Annotated in this window: 14 protein-coding genes; 6 read left to right on the top strand and 8 right to left on the bottom strand. The window is 65.9% G+C overall.

From position 1 onward, the window contains the following. Window positions 1–138: 138 nt before the first annotated feature. The 4 genes from mmsB to ACVWY6_RS02620 all read right to left on the bottom strand — a co-directional run bounded on the left by mmsB (window position 139) and on the right by ACVWY6_RS02620 (window position 3,960). Entirely contained in the window at window positions 139–1,008 is an 870-nt protein-coding gene (gene mmsB, locus ACVWY6_RS02635; RefSeq protein WP_062799029.1) for a 3-hydroxyisobutyrate dehydrogenase, read from the bottom strand. Continuing rightward, window positions 1,005–2,156 carry an acyl-CoA dehydrogenase family protein gene (locus tag ACVWY6_RS02630; RefSeq protein WP_116917523.1) on the bottom strand — a complete coding sequence of 384 codons (1,152 nt, stop codon included), beginning with the start codon at window positions 2,154–2,156 and terminating at the stop codon, window positions 1,005–1,007. Before ACVWY6_RS02630 ends, mmsB begins: the two co-directional genes overlap by 4 nt. Window positions 2,157–2,179: 23 nt before the next feature. Then, window positions 2,180–3,700, bottom strand: coding sequence for a CoA-acylating methylmalonate-semialdehyde dehydrogenase (locus ACVWY6_RS02625; protein ID WP_400728789.1), 1,521 nt, complete (start codon window positions 3,698–3,700; stop codon window positions 2,180–2,182). A gap of 98 nt (window positions 3,701–3,798) precedes the next feature. Further along, window positions 3,799–3,960, bottom strand: coding sequence for a DUF5302 domain-containing protein (locus tag ACVWY6_RS02620; RefSeq protein ID WP_023954190.1), 162 nt, complete (start codon window positions 3,958–3,960; stop codon window positions 3,799–3,801). 253 nt (window positions 3,961–4,213) lie between these two features. Here ACVWY6_RS02620 and ACVWY6_RS02615 point away from each other — a divergent pair, with 253 nt between their 5' ends. The 3 genes from ACVWY6_RS02615 to ACVWY6_RS02605 all read left to right on the top strand — a co-directional run bounded on the left by ACVWY6_RS02615 (window position 4,214) and on the right by ACVWY6_RS02605 (window position 6,900). Next, window positions 4,214–4,672, top strand: a complete 459-nt coding sequence (locus ACVWY6_RS02615) for a flavodoxin domain-containing protein (protein WP_457536013.1) — start codon at window positions 4,214–4,216, stop codon at window positions 4,670–4,672. Between the two features lie 71 nt (window positions 4,673–4,743). Further along, window positions 4,744–6,114, top strand: coding sequence for an FAD-binding oxidoreductase (locus ACVWY6_RS02610; RefSeq protein WP_457536012.1), 1,371 nt, complete (start codon window positions 4,744–4,746; stop codon window positions 6,112–6,114). An 81-nt stretch (window positions 6,115–6,195) separates the two neighbouring features. Next, complete coding sequence (locus tag ACVWY6_RS02605) at window positions 6,196–6,900, top strand: hypothetical protein (protein WP_457536010.1); 705 nt, start codon at window positions 6,196–6,198, stop codon at window positions 6,898–6,900. Window positions 6,901–7,008: 108 nt separating this feature from the next. Here the strand turns inward: ACVWY6_RS02605 and ACVWY6_RS02600 are convergent, their stop codons facing one another. The 3 genes from ACVWY6_RS02600 to ACVWY6_RS02590 are packed head-to-tail and all read right to left on the bottom strand — an operon-like array spanning window position 7,009 to window position 10,152. Next, window positions 7,009–8,403 carry a dihydrolipoyl dehydrogenase family protein gene (locus ACVWY6_RS02600; RefSeq protein WP_457536009.1) on the bottom strand — a complete coding sequence of 465 codons (1,395 nt, stop codon included), beginning with the start codon at window positions 8,401–8,403 and terminating at the stop codon, window positions 7,009–7,011. Window positions 8,404–8,442: 39 nt separating this feature from the next. After that, on the bottom strand, window positions 8,443–9,258 hold the full coding sequence (locus ACVWY6_RS02595) for a DMT family transporter (RefSeq protein WP_051406307.1): 816 nt from the start codon (window positions 9,256–9,258) through the stop codon (window positions 8,443–8,445). 6 nt (window positions 9,259–9,264) lie between these two features. Further along, window positions 9,265–10,152, bottom strand: a complete 888-nt coding sequence (locus ACVWY6_RS02590; RefSeq protein WP_457536008.1) for a DMT family transporter — start codon at window positions 10,150–10,152, stop codon at window positions 9,265–9,267. Window positions 10,153–10,351: 199 nt separating this feature from the next. Here ACVWY6_RS02590 and ACVWY6_RS02585 point away from each other — a divergent pair, with 199 nt between their 5' ends. The 3 genes from ACVWY6_RS02585 (at window position 10,352) to ACVWY6_RS02575 (ending at window position 13,634) form a co-directional block, all read left to right on the top strand. Continuing rightward, complete coding sequence (locus ACVWY6_RS02585) at window positions 10,352–12,736, top strand: phosphoketolase family protein (RefSeq protein ID WP_457536007.1); 2,385 nt, start codon at window positions 10,352–10,354, stop codon at window positions 12,734–12,736. 65 nt (window positions 12,737–12,801) lie between these two features. Further along, complete coding sequence (locus ACVWY6_RS02580; protein WP_400728806.1) at window positions 12,802–13,116, top strand: hypothetical protein; 315 nt, start codon at window positions 12,802–12,804, stop codon at window positions 13,114–13,116. A 53-nt stretch (window positions 13,117–13,169) separates the two neighbouring features. Beyond that, window positions 13,170–13,634, top strand: a complete 465-nt coding sequence (locus ACVWY6_RS02575) for a SixA phosphatase family protein (protein ID WP_457536856.1) — start codon at window positions 13,170–13,172, stop codon at window positions 13,632–13,634. Between the two features lie 12 nt (window positions 13,635–13,646). Here ACVWY6_RS02575 and ACVWY6_RS02570 read toward each other — a convergent pair whose 3' ends face one another. Continuing rightward, window positions 13,647–15,266 (bottom strand): acyl-CoA dehydrogenase family protein, encoded by a 1,620-nt coding sequence (locus tag ACVWY6_RS02570; RefSeq protein WP_457536005.1) that lies wholly within the window; start codon window positions 15,264–15,266, stop codon window positions 13,647–13,649. Window positions 15,267–15,528 lie beyond the last annotated feature (262 nt).

Genomic DNA, 15,528 nt, shown 5'->3' with positions numbered 1-15,528 from the left:
GCTCCTCGGGATCGTCGGCGGGCGTCCCTCCCATCATTCACGCATCGACCGATTCAGCGGGCAAAACGGCCGTACTAGCGTTCGGTCGGTCGACTTTTCCGCACCCGAAGGCAGCGTTTCAACGCAACGCCCTACGTCTCAGCGCAGCGTCTCGATGATCGCGCTGAAGTCCTTACCCGCGTTGTCCTGCGCGAAGTCCGCGTACAGGGTGGCCGCGTGCTCTCCGAGAGGGGCGGTCGCGCCGGTGGACTCCACCGCCGCCATCGCCAACCCCAGGTCTTTGTTCATCAGTGCGGTGGCGAACCCCGGCTTGAAGTCGTTGTTGGCCGGCGAGGTCGGCACCGGACCCGGAACCGGGCAGTTGGTGTGCACGGCCCAGCAGTTACCGGTGGCGCCGGTGATCACGTCGTACAACGCCTGCGCCTGCAGCCCCAGCTTCTCGGCGAGCACAAAAGCCTCACCGATCGCGATCTGCTGCACGGCGAGCACCATGTTGTTGCAGACCTTCGCAGCCTGGCCACTGCCGGGGTCACCGCAGTGGATGACCTTTCCGGCCATCGGCTCCAAAATGGTCTGTGCGGCGACGAACGCCTCTTCGGTGCCTCCGACCATGAAGGCGAGCGTCCCGGCGTCGGCACCCTTCACACCACCGGAGACCGGGGCGTCGATCTGCGCGAACCCGTGGTCGTCCGCGTGCTGGTGGATCTTGCGGGCGTCGTCGACCGAGATCGTGGAGCTGTCGATCAGCAGCGCACCGGTCTTGGCGCCGGGCAGGATCTGCTCGTAGCACTCGATGACGGCCTTGCCGTGCGGGAGCATGGTGATCACCACGTCGGCATCGGCAACCGCCTCAATGCCCCCCGCGAACACCTCCACACCATTTTCCTTGGCAGCCACTGCAGCCTCGGGCGACGGATCGTATCCGTGCACGGTGTGCCCGGCCTTGACCAGGTTCTTTGCCATGGGTCCGCCCATGTGGCCCAGACCGAGGAACGCGATGGTGCTCATAGGTATTGCCCCTTTGTCGACTTGTCCGCCTCTGCGCGGCCGATCACAACCCGCATGATCTCGTTGGTGCCCTCCAGTATTCGGTTCACCCGGAGGTCTCGGACGATTTTCTCCAGACCGTACTCACGCAGGTATCCGTATCCACCGTGCAACTGCAGCGCCTGATCGGCGACGTCGAAGCAGGTGTCGGTCACATACCGCTTGGCCATTGCGCACAGCTCGACCTTGTCGGGATGACCGGCGTCGAGCGCATCGGCGGCCCGCCACAGGATGAGGCGGGAGGTCTCCAACGACGTGGCCATGTCGGCAAGCGTGAACCGAATCGTCGGTTCGTCGATCAGCTTGCCGCCGAACGCTTCTCGGTCGGACACGTAGGTGATGGCCTTGTTGTACGCCGCCTGGGCACCACCCAGCGAACATGCGGCGATGTTGATGCGACCACCGTTGAGTCCGTTCATCGCGATGCCGAAGCCCGTACCCTCCACGCCACCGAGGAGATTGGCCGCCGGTACCCGCGCGTCCTCCATGATGACCTGAGCGGTGGGCTGTGCGTTCCAGCCCATCTTCTGCTCGTTGGCGCCGAACGAGAGTCCAGGCGTGTCGGCCGGCACGATGAACGTCGAGATCCCCTTGGGACCCTCCGCACCCGTGCGGGCCATCACGATGTACACGTCAGAGACGCCGCCGCCGGAGATGAACTGCTTGACCCCGTTCAGCAGGTAGTCGTCGCCGTCGCGAACTGCCTTGGTACGCAACGCCGCAGCGTCACTTCCGGCCGCGGGTTCGGTCAGGCAGTAGCTGGCGACGGCCTCCATCGAGGCCATCTTGACCGCCCATGTGGTGCGCTGATCGTCCGTGCCGTACGAGTCGACCATCCACGTACACATGTTGTGGATCGACAGAAAGGCCGCCGTGGTGGGATCGGCCTTCGCCAACTCCTCGAAGATCCGTACGCCGTCGATCCGCCGCAGACCGCTTCCGCCCACGTCTTCGCTCGTGTAGATGCCCGCCATACCGAGTTCGGCGGCCTCGCGAAGCTCCTCGACCGGGAAGTGCTTGCGCTCATCCCAGTCGAGGGCGTGTGGCTCGAGCCTCTTGCGCGCGAACGCCGAGGCAGTGTCGACGATGACCTTGTCATCGTCATCCATGTCGAAAGACACCGGCCGGTCTCTCAGTCCATGGTCGGGATGACGAACTCGGCGCCATCCTTGATGCCGGACGGCCACCGAGTCGTGATGGTCTTGACCTTGGTGTAGAACTGGATCGCCGCCGGCCCGTGCTGGTTCAGATCGCCGAATCCGGAACGCTTCCAGCCACCGAAGGTGTGGTAGGCCACCGGCACGGGGATGGGCACGTTCACGCCCACCATGCCGCACTGGACGCGGGCGGTGAAGTCGCGGGCCGCGTCGCCGTCCTGGGTGAAGATCGCGACGCCGTTGCCGTACTCGTGCTCAGACGGAAGCGCCAGGGCCTCTTCGTAATCTGCGGCACGGACGATGCAGACGACCGGTCCGAAGATCTCGTCGGTGTAGATCGTCTGATCTTTCTTGACGTGGTCGAAGAGGGTCGGCCCGATGAAGTAGCCCTCTTCCAGGCTCTGACCGTCGTAGGTCAGGTCGTCGGTGGCGCGCTCGCGACCGTCGATGACGAGTTCGGCGCCGGCGTCCACACCCTGCTGGATGTAGTCCTTGACACGCTCGAGCGCAGCCTTGCTGACGAGGGGGCCGTAGTCGGCCTTGATGTCGAGGCTGTGACCGACGCGCAGCGCGTTGACCTTGTCGACCAGTTTCTCGCGCAGGCGGTTGGCGGTCGCCTCGCCCACGGGCACGGCCACCGAGATCGCCATGCAGCGCTCGCCGGCGCTGCCGTAACCGGCACCGATCAGGGCGTCGGCGACCTGGTCGAGGTCGGCGTCCGGGAGGATGATCATGTGGTTCTTGGCGCCACCGAAGCACTGTGCACGCTTACCGTTGGCGGCCGCGCTGGAGTAGATGTACTGCGCGATGTCGGAGCTGCCGACGAAACCGTAGGCCTGGACGTCGTCGTTGTTGAGCAGCGCGTCCACGGCTTCCTTGTCACCGTGGATGACCTGGAACACACCTGCGGGGAGTCCGGCCTCGAGGAACAGTTCGGCCAGGCGCACGGGCACCGACGGGTCGCGCTCGGACGGCTTGAGGATGAACGCGTTTCCGGTCGCCAGCGCGGGGCCGGCCTTCCACAGCGGGATCATGGCCGGGAAGTTGAACGGGGTGATACCTGCGACCACACCGAGCGGCTGACGCACCGAGTGCACGTCGATGCCGGTTCCGGCGCCTTCGGTGAACTCACCCTTCAGCAAGTGCGGGATGCCGATCGAGAACTCGATGACCTCGACGCCGCGCTGGATGTCGCCCTTGGCATCGGGAACGGTCTTGCCGTGCTCCTTGGAGAGCAACTCGGCGAGTTCGTCCATGTGCTCGTTTACGAGTGCGACGAACTTCATCATCACGCGAGCGCGACGCTGCGGGTTCCATGCTGCCCAGATCTTCTGCGCCTCGACGGCGCCGGCGACAGCAGCGTCGACCTCGGCTGTACTGGCCAGCGGAACGGTCGCCTGCACCTTGCCGGTGCTGGGATCCATCACATCTGCGGTGCGCCCGCTGGTACCGGCGAGCGGTGCGCCGTCCACGAAATGGTCGATTTGCCTGGTCATGGGGTCCTCACAAGTCATCTACTGCCGTGTTGTCCCCGTCACTATATACTAGGACTTCCTAGTAATGCGAGCCCCGGCAGCAGATGACCTGTTCGGAACTACCCGGTTTTGCGCCGGAACTGATGCGGGCCACCTTCAGGCCCGTGCTGGCCGGACGCCTTGGATGCCGAATCCTTGTGATCACCGGTGGGCAGATCGCGATTCTTCTTGCGCTCCAATGCTTCTCGGAACTTACGTTTGGTCTCTGAATCTTCGGCCATCGACCGCTCCTTTGCTTGAACATCGTCTCCCGGAGCGTATCGAGCCGAGCCGACGATGTCAGGTGATTATCCCTGCGCAGAAGCGGTCCCCGCGCCGTACCGACACGCAGGCCACCAGACGGCTCGATCCCCAGGCGGCACGGGCTGTGCAGTTGACCCGTCGATCGCTAAAATCGCTGATCGGGCACCCGGCACCTACCGCAACATAGGGTACCCTCAGTTGCCGACGAGACCGGATGGAGAGAGAAATAAAATGTCTGTTGTGATCCTGTACGGCAGCGAGACCGGAACCGCTGAAGTGGTGTCCGATTCCATCTCCGACGTGCTGGCCGAGAACCATGACGTGTCGATGTACGACATGTCCGAGTTCGCCGTCGAAGACCTCTCCGCCGAGGACTTCTACGTGGTGGTCTGCTCGACCTACGGCGAGGGCGAACTGCCCACCGGAGCCGAGCCGTTCGCCGAGGCCCTCGACGACGAGAAGCCCGCCCTCGACGGTCTCCGCTTTGCCATGTTCGGCCTCGGCGACAGCGTCTACGACGACACCTACAACCGCGGCGGCGAGATCATGGCCGAAAAGCTCACCGAACTCGGCGCCACCCAGGTAGGCGAGCACGGGCGCCACGATGCGTCGTCGAAGGTGAGCGCCAAGGTGCAGGCGGCCGAATGGGCACAGCAGATCTCCTCGCTCATCTCGCCCGCGCTGCGCTGACGCGGCCCGGGCGCCGGCACTGATCGGCGACTTCGCGGCACCTCCCGACAGCGACGATTACGCTGCGAAACATGTCGACGAAGACGGTGTTGGACGACCTGGTGACGGCCCTGCCCGCGGGGACGGTGATCACCGATCCGGACATCGTCGCGGGCTACCGACAGGACCGGGCGTTCGACCCCGACGCGGGTACCGCGATGGCGGTGGTCCGCGCGACGAGCACCGAGGACGTCGTCGCGACCGTGAGGTGGTGCGCCGCCAACTCCGTACCGGTGATCCCCCGCGGAGCCGGCACCGGCCTGTCCGGCGGAGCCACGGCCATCGACGGTGGCATCGTCCTGACCACCGAGAAGATGCGCGACATCACCGTCGATCCGGTCACCCGTACGGCGATCTGCCAGCCCGGACTGCTCAACGCCGAGGTCAAGGCCGCGGTCAAGGAACACGGACTCTGGTATCCGCCGGATCCGTCGTCGTTCGAGATCTGCTCTATCGGCGGGAACGCTGCAACCAACGCGGGCGGCCTGTGTTGTGTGAAGTACGGAGTCACGAGCGACTACGTCCTCGGCCTCGAAGTGGTGCTCGCCGATGGGCGCGCAATGCGCCTCGGCGGACCGCGGCTCAAGGACAGCGCCGGGCTGTCGCTGACCAAACTGTTCGTCGGTAGCGAGGGCACCCTGGGCATCATCACCGAGGTGATCTTGCGGTTGTTGCCGCCACAGCCGCCGGCGTCGACCGTGGTGGGCACCTTCTCGTCGGTGCATGCCGCCTCCGAGGCGGTCCTCGCGATCACGTCGACCATCCGGCCCGCGATGCTCGAGTTCATGGACAAGGTCGCGATCAATGCCGTCGAGGACCAGCTGAAGATGGGCCTCGACCGCACCGCCGGTGCCCTGCTCGTCGCCCAGTCCGATGCGCCAGGCGCTGCCGGAGCCGCCGAGGTCGAGGTCATCGAGCAGGCATTCACCACCTGCGGCGCCACCGAGGTGTTCGCCACCACCGATCCCGACGAGGGCGAGGCATTCACCGCTGCGCGGCGGTACGCCATCCCCGCCGTCGAGAAGATCGGCCCCCTGCTACTCGAGGATGTCGGGGTTCCGCTGCACAAGTTGCCGGATCTCATCGATGGCATCGAGGCCATCGCCGCCGACCGGCGGGTGCTGATCTCCGTCATCGCCCACGCCGGCGACGGCAACACGCACCCGCTGATCGTGCACGACCCCAACGATCCCGACGAGACCGCACGTGCCAATCTCGCGTTCGGGGAAATCATGGACCTGGCGATCAGACTGGGCGGCACGATCACCGGCGAACACGGTGTCGGACGCTTGAAGAAGGGCTGGCTGCCCGATCAGCTGGGCCCCGACGTCATCGAGCTGACGCAGCGGATCAAGAACGCGGTCGATCCCCTGGGCATCCTCAATCCCGGGACGATGCTGTAGTTCGCGAGCAGGAGTCGGCCGCGATGCCATTCGAGTGAATTTTATGATCTTTCGCGACCGATGAAGTCACGGTAACTTCTTGTGCGTCCTGCTCGCCGCGCCAAGGAGAACATCGTGCTCGCCTCCCGCACCACCCGAATGACCACCACCGCACTTAGCGCGAGTGCCCTGTGTCTGGGGCTTCTCTCCGCCTGCTCCGACGACTCGGGAGAAGCGGTACCGGTCAGATCGCCGGCGATCACGTCCACTTCGGAGACGAGCACGGACCCCGCCGCTGGTGGCAGCGAATGTGGGCGGAAGGCGCCGGCCGGGCCGGTCAGCGAGCCCGTCCCGGCCACCGATTACGAGACCGGTGAAGCAGCGTATACCGTGGCACTATCCGACGGAACCGAGAAATGCGTTGTGGTGCAGACCGATTCGGGTGGCGGCGAGTTCGCCTCCGACAAGGAGATCGACATCCGGTTCGGCGACGCGGCTGCCGGCCTCCTGCTCACTGTGGACGGCGAGGACACCGGCAACCTGCCGACCACCGTCCCGCATCGGGTCAAGGACGCGTTCATGGGCTTGCAGGTCGACGGGGCCTACTTCGCGGACAGCATGCACACCGGCTGCGAGGTCACGATCACCACTTTCGATGCCGAGGTGATCGCCGGCGAGTTCACCTGCACCGACATCGCCCTGTTCGACGGCGGACCGTTCAGTCTCGGCGGCACCCAGACAGCATCTCCCCCGCCCACGGACATCTCGCTGGAATCAGCGAACGGTTGGTTTGTGGTGCGCGCCTGAGCCGGCTCAGGAAACTTGCAGGCTTTGTGTCTGTCTGCAGGCGTTGCAGTGCCGGTATCCGGACGAAAAGCCTGCGCCTGCCTCACATTCCGCGCGCAGGTGCCCGGCCTACGACTCGGGCAAGGACTCCAGCAGGCGTAGCCACACTTCGCTGACCGTCGGGTACGACGGCACCGCGTGCCACAACGTGTCGACCGGAACCCGGCCCACGATGGCGATCGTCGCCGCATGAACGAGTTCGTCGACTTCGGGACCGACAAAGGTGGCGCCGACGATGACACCGGCGGCTTTGTCGATCACCAGCCTCGCCTTGCCGTGGGCGTCGTCGCGGAGCAGCCCGAATCCGGCCACCGACTCGAAGGCGATCTCGGCAACCGTCACGTCGATCCCGTTGTCGGTCGCTTCGCGCTCGGTGAGACCCACGCTCGCGACCTGCGGGTCGGTGAAGATCACCTGCGGCACCGGAACTCCGTCGGGCACAACCGGGTCGGGGCGCCCCTCGGCACGGGCGGCGATCAGCCGACCCACGTTGCGGGCCTGATACTTGCCCCAGTGGGTGAGCGCCGGGCCCTTGGACGCGTCGCCCACGAAGAAGAGCCACGACGCCTCGGCATCGACGTCGTCCAGCCCGATGCCGCTGCGGGCAGGGCGGCGCCCGGTCGCCACCAGGACTTCATCGGCGGTGATCTCGTCACCACCGGCGACCACCGTCGCCGGGTCACCGTGGATGCGGCCGATGCCGGTGTCCGCGGAGACCGGTCGGCGCACCTCGGTGATGTCGACGTGCTGACGCACATCGATGCCCGCGGCGGTCAGCGCCTCGGCCACCATCTCACCGGCGAAGGGTTCGGTCTTACCCAGCAGCGATCCGCGCGAGAGCAAGGTGACCTTGCTGCCCAGCGCCGCCATCCATGTAGCGGCCTCGCAGGCCACCACACCGCCGCCGACCACGATCAACGAGCCCGGGATCTCCCTGACCCCGGTGGCATCCCGGGACGTCCACGGCTGTGCGTCGGCGAAGAGTTCGGGGATTACGGCGGTGCTGCCGGTGGCCACGATCACCGCCAGGCGCGCACGCACGGTCTGACATTGGCCCCCGTTGTCGACGGTCACGGTGCGCTCACCGGAGATGACCCCGTGGCCCCGCAGGACGGCGATGTCGAGGCCGGTCGCCCACTTCTCCTGTCCCCCGTCCTCGTACTGGCTCACCCAGGTGTCGCGGCGACGCAGCAATTCCTCGGGGTTGAGTTTTTCGCCGACCTTGATTCCTTCGAGGTTGGATGCCGCGGCATGTACTTCGATCGGACGAAGCAGTGCCTTGCTCGGCATGCAGGCCCAGTAGGAGCACTCCCCGCCGAGCAGTTCGTGTTCGACGATGGCGGCGGTTCGGTCAGAACCGGCGGTCGCGTACTGCGCGGCGACCTCTCCTGCGGGGCCGCCTCCGATGACGATGACGTCGTACTCGGTGATCGAACTGTCTGTCTCCGCGGTCGATTCAGTCATCACCCCACCCTGCCATCGCCGGCGGGCCGGTTCCAGTCCTCAGGTGCCCCGGATGGCGGAGTGCCGGGCCAGTTCGACCACCGCGACCACCATCACCACAAGCGCCAGCCCCACCACCCCGGCCTCCCACACGCTGACCGAGATCCGCTCGGAGAGAAGCGCCATGCCCAGCGCCATGGCCACCGCCGGTTCCATCACCGTCATCGCCGGGAACGACGTCTGGAGATCGCCCGAGCCGAAGCCTCGCTGCTGGGCGTAGATGCCGGCGGCTATGACGATGAGCAGCAGGTAGATCTCGAGATGAAATCCGACCCGAGGCAGATCGTCGGTGGCCTGTCCGATGACGGCTTTGATGAGCAGCGCCGAGATCCCGAAGAGAGCTCCGGCGGTGAGCCCATAGAACAGCGACCGCATGTGGTTGTTGCAACTCTCGGCCGCGATCACCAGACCGGCGAGGCATGCGAGCACGGCTACCACCGTGAGCACGAAGAACATGGGGTCGGGGCGGCTGTCGGAGGATCTCGGTGAGGCCAGACAGAGGAACACGGCCACACAGCAGGTCAGTGCGCCGCCCCACGCCCATTCGGTGCGTGTCGGCCTGCGATGGTCGAACCACGCCTCCAGCGGCAGGGCGAACAACACGGCCAGGACGAGCAGCGGCTGGACCAACAAGATCGAGCCGAGGCCCAGGGCTGCTGCCTGCAGGGAGAATCCGCACACCGCCAGACCGGCACCGAGCCACCATCCCGGTGTGATGGCGCCACTGGCGGCCGATGCACGTTGCCGAAAGACCGTCCCGGTGGCGATGAGGCACGCGGCAGCGACCGCCAGTACCGCCGACATGATGTTCTGCACAGGCGACTAGTGGTCGGTCGGGCCCATTGCCGACCCTCCGGGAGCAGGGGCAGGCGCTTTGGGGAACGCCACTTCGAACTCGGTCTCACGCTCGGCCGCATGTCTGGCGAGCACGAACACCGCGCGGAGCATGATGACCAGCGACAGCCCGGCGATGATGCCGTCGAAGATGTTCACGTCGACGCTTTCACCGAGCAGCACCACGCCGAGCGCCATGGCCACGGCGGGCTCCATCACCGTCATCGCCGGGAACGACGTCTGCAGATCATGGGCGGCGAACGCGAGCTGCTGGGTGATCACCGAGGCGGTGGCGACGAGCAGGATCAGGTAAATCTCCGGGTGGGTCAGGACCTCCACAACGCTTTCCCGGAGCTGGGTCACCACCGCTTTGAGGAGAAACGCCTGCACTCCGGTGAGCAGCCCCGACGCCGATCCGAACAGCAGCGCGCGGTGATGCGGTGACACGAGCCGGGCAGCGACCACCAGACCGATGAGCACCGCGACCACCACGACGATGGTTCCCGCGAGGGTTCCGGCCGACACGTTGTGTCCCCCGGCCTCAGGTCTGGCGATCACTACGAACGCGGCGATGCAGACGGTGAGGATGATGCCCCACTTCCACTCGTGGAAGTTCAGGCGGCGGTGGTCGAGATAGGCCTCCATCGGCAGTGCGAACAGAACCGACAGCACGATCAACGGCTGCACCAGAAGCAACGACCCGAGGCCGAGCGCCACCGCCTGCAACGCGAACCCGGCGGCCGCGATCAGTACTCCGAGCCACCACCGTTTGGTGATCCCACCCGACGCCGTCGAGGAGCGCTGACGCACGAGTGTCCCTGTTGCGACGAGGAGCGCCGACAGAGTCGCCAGCAGCGCCGGGAGGAACAAGTGCACTGTGCCGACAATACTTGCCGGACCTGGGGGCGAGCGTGCTCTCGCGGTGGGAGTGTGAGCGAGTCGATCTCGTTGGACAACAAAACCTTGGCGACGGCGGCGCGAATTCTCGACATTTGGGTACTCGAGCCGTGGCGGGCCACCCGAGCCCACCCGATAATCAAGTTGCCCTGTCCGCAAACACCCAGAAGGTGCGCATATGACGTTGGCCGGATACACCGATTCCGAACTCGAACTCGATCTGCGGTGGTGGTCCGCGACCAACTACCTGACGGTCGCGCAGATCTATCTGCAGGACAACGTCTTGCTGCGCGAGCCGCTCGGCGTCGAGCACATCAAACCTCGCTTGCTCGGGCACTGGGGTACGAGTCCTGGGCTCTCGATGATCTACACCCTCCTCAACCGGCGTATTCGCGAGACCGACTCGAAATGGCTCTACATCACCGGGCCCGGGCACGGCGGTCCGGCGCTGGTGGCAGCGACCTACCTCGAGGGCACCTACAGCGAGATCTATCCGCACGTGTCCCCGGATGCGGATGGGCTCCGAGCGCTGTGCAGGCAGTTCTCCACGCCGGGTGGCATCCCGAGTCACGTGAGCGTGCAGACACCGGGTTCGATCCACGAGGGTGGCGAACTCGGGTACGCCCTCATTCATGCCGCGGGCGCCGCCTTCGACAGCCCCGATCTGGTGGTCGCGTGTGTGGTCGGCGACGGTGAGGCCGAGACCGGTCCCCTGGCCGGCTCCTGGAAGATCCCGGCGTTCCTCAATCCGGCTCGCGATGGTGCGGTGCTGCCGATCCTGCACCTCAACGGCGCCAAGATCGCCGGCCCCACCGTCTTCGGCCGGAGCAGCGACGACGACATCGCGGCGTTCCTGTCGGGTCAGGGCTGGGAGCCCGTCTTTGTCGGCGGCGACGACCCTCACGAGGTGTTCCCGGCCATGGCTCGGGCGATTGCGAACGCGCACGACAAGATCGTCGAGATCCAGACCCGGGCCCGGGAAGGCAACCCGTCCGGCGACAAGTGGCCGGCCATCGTCATGCGCACCCCCAAGGGTTGGACAGGACCGCACGAGGTGGACGGCAAGCTGATCGAGGGCACTCACTGGAGTCATCAGGTCCCGTTGTCGGGGGTCCGCGAGAACCCCGAGCACCTCGCACTCCTCGAGGAGTGGCTGCGCTCGTACAAGCCGGACGACCTGTTCGACAAGTCGGGTGCACTCATCGACGACCTCGCCGACCTCGCACCCAGGGGCGAGCTGCGGATGGGTGCGACGCCGTATGCCAACGGCGGCCGAGCACTGGTTCCTCTCAAGATCCCGCCGCTCGAGTCGTACGCCCTCGACATCGAGGCGCCCGGCGCACTCGCCTACGAGACCACCAAGGTGCTCGGTGAGCTGATGCGCGACATCTACCGCGACAACTCGGACGAGAACCACGGCGGATCGTTCCGGCTGTTCAGCCCGGATGAGACCTCCTCGAACCGGCTCCAGGCGGTGTTCGAGCAGACCGACCGCTGCTGGCAGTTGCCGACCAACGAGAACGACGACAACCTGTCGCCCGAAGGCCGCGTCATGGAAGTGCTCAGTGAGCACCTGTGCCAGGGCTGGCTCGAGGGTTATCTGCTGACCGGACGCCATGGTCTGTTCGCCACCTACGAGGCGTTCGCAATGGTGAGCGTCTCCATGCTGGTGCAGCACACCAAGTGGTTGCAGCACGCGGCCGAGCTGCCGTGGCGCGAACCGGTGGCATCGCTCAACGTGCTGCTCACCAGTACCTGCTGGCGTAACGACCACAACGGTTTCAGCCATCAGGGACCCGGCTTGATCGATGCCGTCATCCCACTGGCCCCCGGCGTGGTGCGAGTCTGGCTGCCACCGGATTCCAACACCCTGCTCTCGGTGGCCGACCACTGTTTCCGCAGCCGCGACCACGTCAACGTCCTGGTGGTCGACAAGCAGAAGCACCCCCAGTACCTGACCCTCGAACAGGCACACAAACATGCCGAAGCCGGGGCATCGATCTGGGAGTGGGCCGGTACCGAGGGCGAGACCAACGACGCGGACCCCGAACAACCCGACATCGTGCTGGCCGCCGCGGGCGACGTTCCTACCGAGGAGATCCTGGCCGCTGCACATCTGCTGCGTGAGTGGGTTCCCTGGTTGCGCGTCCGCGTGGTCAATGTGGTCGACCTGATGGTGCTGCTGCCCCAGGACGAACATCCACATGGGCTGCCCGAATCGAAGTTCCTCGATCTGTTCACCGCAGACACCGATGTGGTGTTCGCTTTCCACGGCTATCCGAGGGCCATTCACCAGCAGCTGCACGGGCGCACCCGCGCCGACCGTTTCCACGTTCGCGGGTTCATCGAACAGGGCACCACCACAACTGCTTTCGACATGGTGGTGCAGAACAAGATGAGCCGGTACCACTTGGTGCTCGAAGCCCTTCGCCGAACCAGCCGCGTTCCCGAACGCAGCCGAGAACTCGCCGAGTTCTGCCGGTCGCAGCTGCAGCGCCACACCGAGTACGTCACCACCCACTTCGAGGACATGCCGGAGATCCGCGAGTGGAAGTGGTCCTAGATGATCGGCGCCGCTGTCGGCGCGTCAACTAGTACTCGCAGGGCAGGTGGGGCACCCTGGGACAGGTGAGTGGTCTATCCCTATCGGCGCAGGCGGCCCTGCGTGATGACCTGGAGCGTCTGATGACGCTGCAGCGTGATCAGATCGACTGGGCCTGCTCGAACATCGACTCCATCAAAGAGCTTGTTGCCTTCGGGCTCGACGAGGTCGTCGAGCTGCGTGAACTGGCCGAGCTGGAGTGGGACCGGGGAAACGAAGAGATCGCCCAGCACCTCGAGCAGGAAGCATCCGCCTGGAACCACACGGTGCGACTGCTGCGTACGACGCTGGCCGGGTGCGGAGCGGATGAGTCGACCGGCCGGCATCGCAAGGTCTCCTGACAGGCGAACGCGGTGACGCTACCGTCGATCTCGTGGCACGAACACTGATCCTGATGCGGCACGGCAAGTCGGCCTATCCCAGCGGTACACCCGACCAGGAACGTCCGCTCGCCGAGCGCGGTCGGCGCGAGGCAGCTCTGGCAGGCCGGTGGATGGCCGACGACGGACTCACGGTCGACGCCGTACTGTGCTCGACTGCGATCCGTACGCGCGAGACATTGCAGCACACCGGTATCGGCGCACCGGCCACATTTGTCGAAGACATCTACGGCGGAGACGCTGACGACGTGTGCGAGGCGATCAGGCTCCACGCGCCCGCGGACGCCGCCACGATATTGGTGATCGGGCATGAGCCCGGGATGCCGGACACGGCGATGACACTGGACCCGGCGGCGCACATTCCGCGCTTTCCCACGTCCGCGTACGCGGTCGTGGAGACCGAGACCGCGTGGGACCAGCTGGGTCTGACGCCGGACTCGACGGCGCACATGACCCGACTGGCCATCCCGCGGGAATGAGTCTGCCCGCTCCTATTTGACCAGAGCCCGTTCGAGCACGGGCGCGAGATCGAGACCGGTGGGCAACGTGCCGTATGCGCCGGCCCAGTCGCCTGCGAGACGGGTGGCCGCAAAGGCCTCCGCCACGGCCGGATGTCCGTGCCGCAGCATCAGCGATCCCTGTAGGGCGATGCAGATCGACTCGGCGATCCTGCGTGCGGTCGGTTGGCCTGCCTCTCCCAGCTGGCTCTTCAAGGAGTCGAGGTAGTTGTCGTACCGGGTGTCCATGCCGGTCGCCGAGTCCAATTCGTCGAACAGCGCATCCACCGACTTGGGTGCCGTGGCCATGGCACGCAGGGTGTCGAGGGCGCTGACGTTCCCGCTGCCCTCCCAGATCCCGTAGAGCGGGGCTTCGCGGTAGAGCCGCGGCATCCCGGAGTCCTCGACATAACCGTTGCCGCCCAGGCACTCCATCGACTCGGCGACGTGTGCGGTGGCCCGCTTGCACAACCAGTATTTGGTTGCGGGCAACCCGATACGTCGCAGCATGGCCTCCGTGTCGTCGCCGCGTTCGGCTGCGTCGGTGGCCCCCGCCATCCGCATCGACACCATGGTGGCGGCTTCCGCCTCGATCGCGAGATCCGCGAGGACGTTCCGCATCAACGGTTGGTCGATCAGGTAGTCGCCGAACACCTTCCGGTGCTGGCTGTGGTGCATGGCCTGGGTGAGCCCGACACGCATGTTGCCCGCACTGGCCAGCGCACAGTCGAGCCGGGTGAGGTTGACCATCTCGATGATGGTGCGGACACCGCGTCCCTCCTCGCCCACCAACCATGCCGTCGCACCGTCGTATTCGACTTCCGACGACGCGTTGGCGTGGTTGCCGAGCTTGTTCTTCAGTCGTTGCAAGCGCATCCGGTTGCGGGTGCCGTCGGGCAGTACCCGGGGCAGGAAGAAGCACGAGAGTCCACCGGGAGCTTGGGCGAGCACAAGGAACAGGTCGGACATCGGGGCGGACGTGAACCACTTGTGGCCGGTGAGCGTGTAGGAGCCGTCCGAATTGGGTTGAGCTGCCGTCTCATTCGCGCGGACATCGGAGCCGCCCTGCTTCTCGGTCATCGACATCCCCGCGATCAGACCGGACTTGCCCGCCGGGACCGACAGGTTTGGGTCGTAGGTTCGGGAGGTCAGCAACGACTCGTAGGTGGCGGCCAGATCAGGGTTGTGCCGCAGCGCCGGCACCACGGCGTAGGTCATCGAGATCGGGCAGACGTGACCCGCCTCGACCGTCCAGACCCCGAGTTTGGCGGCCCTCACCACGTGCGCGCCGACTCGACCGTCGGCCCAGGGTGCCCCGTGCAGACCGTGCGTCACAGCGACATCCATCAACCGGTGGTACGCCGGGTCGTATTCGACCTCGTCGACACGGTGACCGTACCGGTCGTGCGTGCGCAATATCGGCTGGTTCCGGTCGGCGAGTTCACCCCACCGTTGAGCTTCCTCACCGGCGGCGATGGCACCCAGTTCGAAGATCTCGTCGGCGCCCCAGCCACCACCTTCGCGGGCCAGCGACTCCGACAGCGCCGGGTTGGTCGCCGGGTTGTATCCACTCAGGAGCGGGACTTGATTGGTCACCTCATGCGTATCGGCCATGGATCAATGATGCGCCTCGCAGAACCCGATGGCCGCAGGAATCCCCACCTGCGCCGATGCGCGCATCGCCGGCCCAGAGCGCCGCAGGAGCCGGGCCTCGGATGAGCGGCGGCCCCGTGTTCTGGCCATACTGAACAAAACCCCACCACCGTCGGACATGAGTCCGGCGTGTACCAGGAGTATCCAGTGCAATTTTCAGCACAAGACGTCGCTGTCGCGCCCTCGACGGTCTGTATCGCCTCGACGCAGCTCCGCGACCGGT

Source organism: Williamsia sp. R60 (assembly GCF_054063855.1).
The sequence above is the reverse complement of the archived record's forward strand: the minus strand, read 5'-3'. Positions and strand labels throughout refer to the sequence as shown.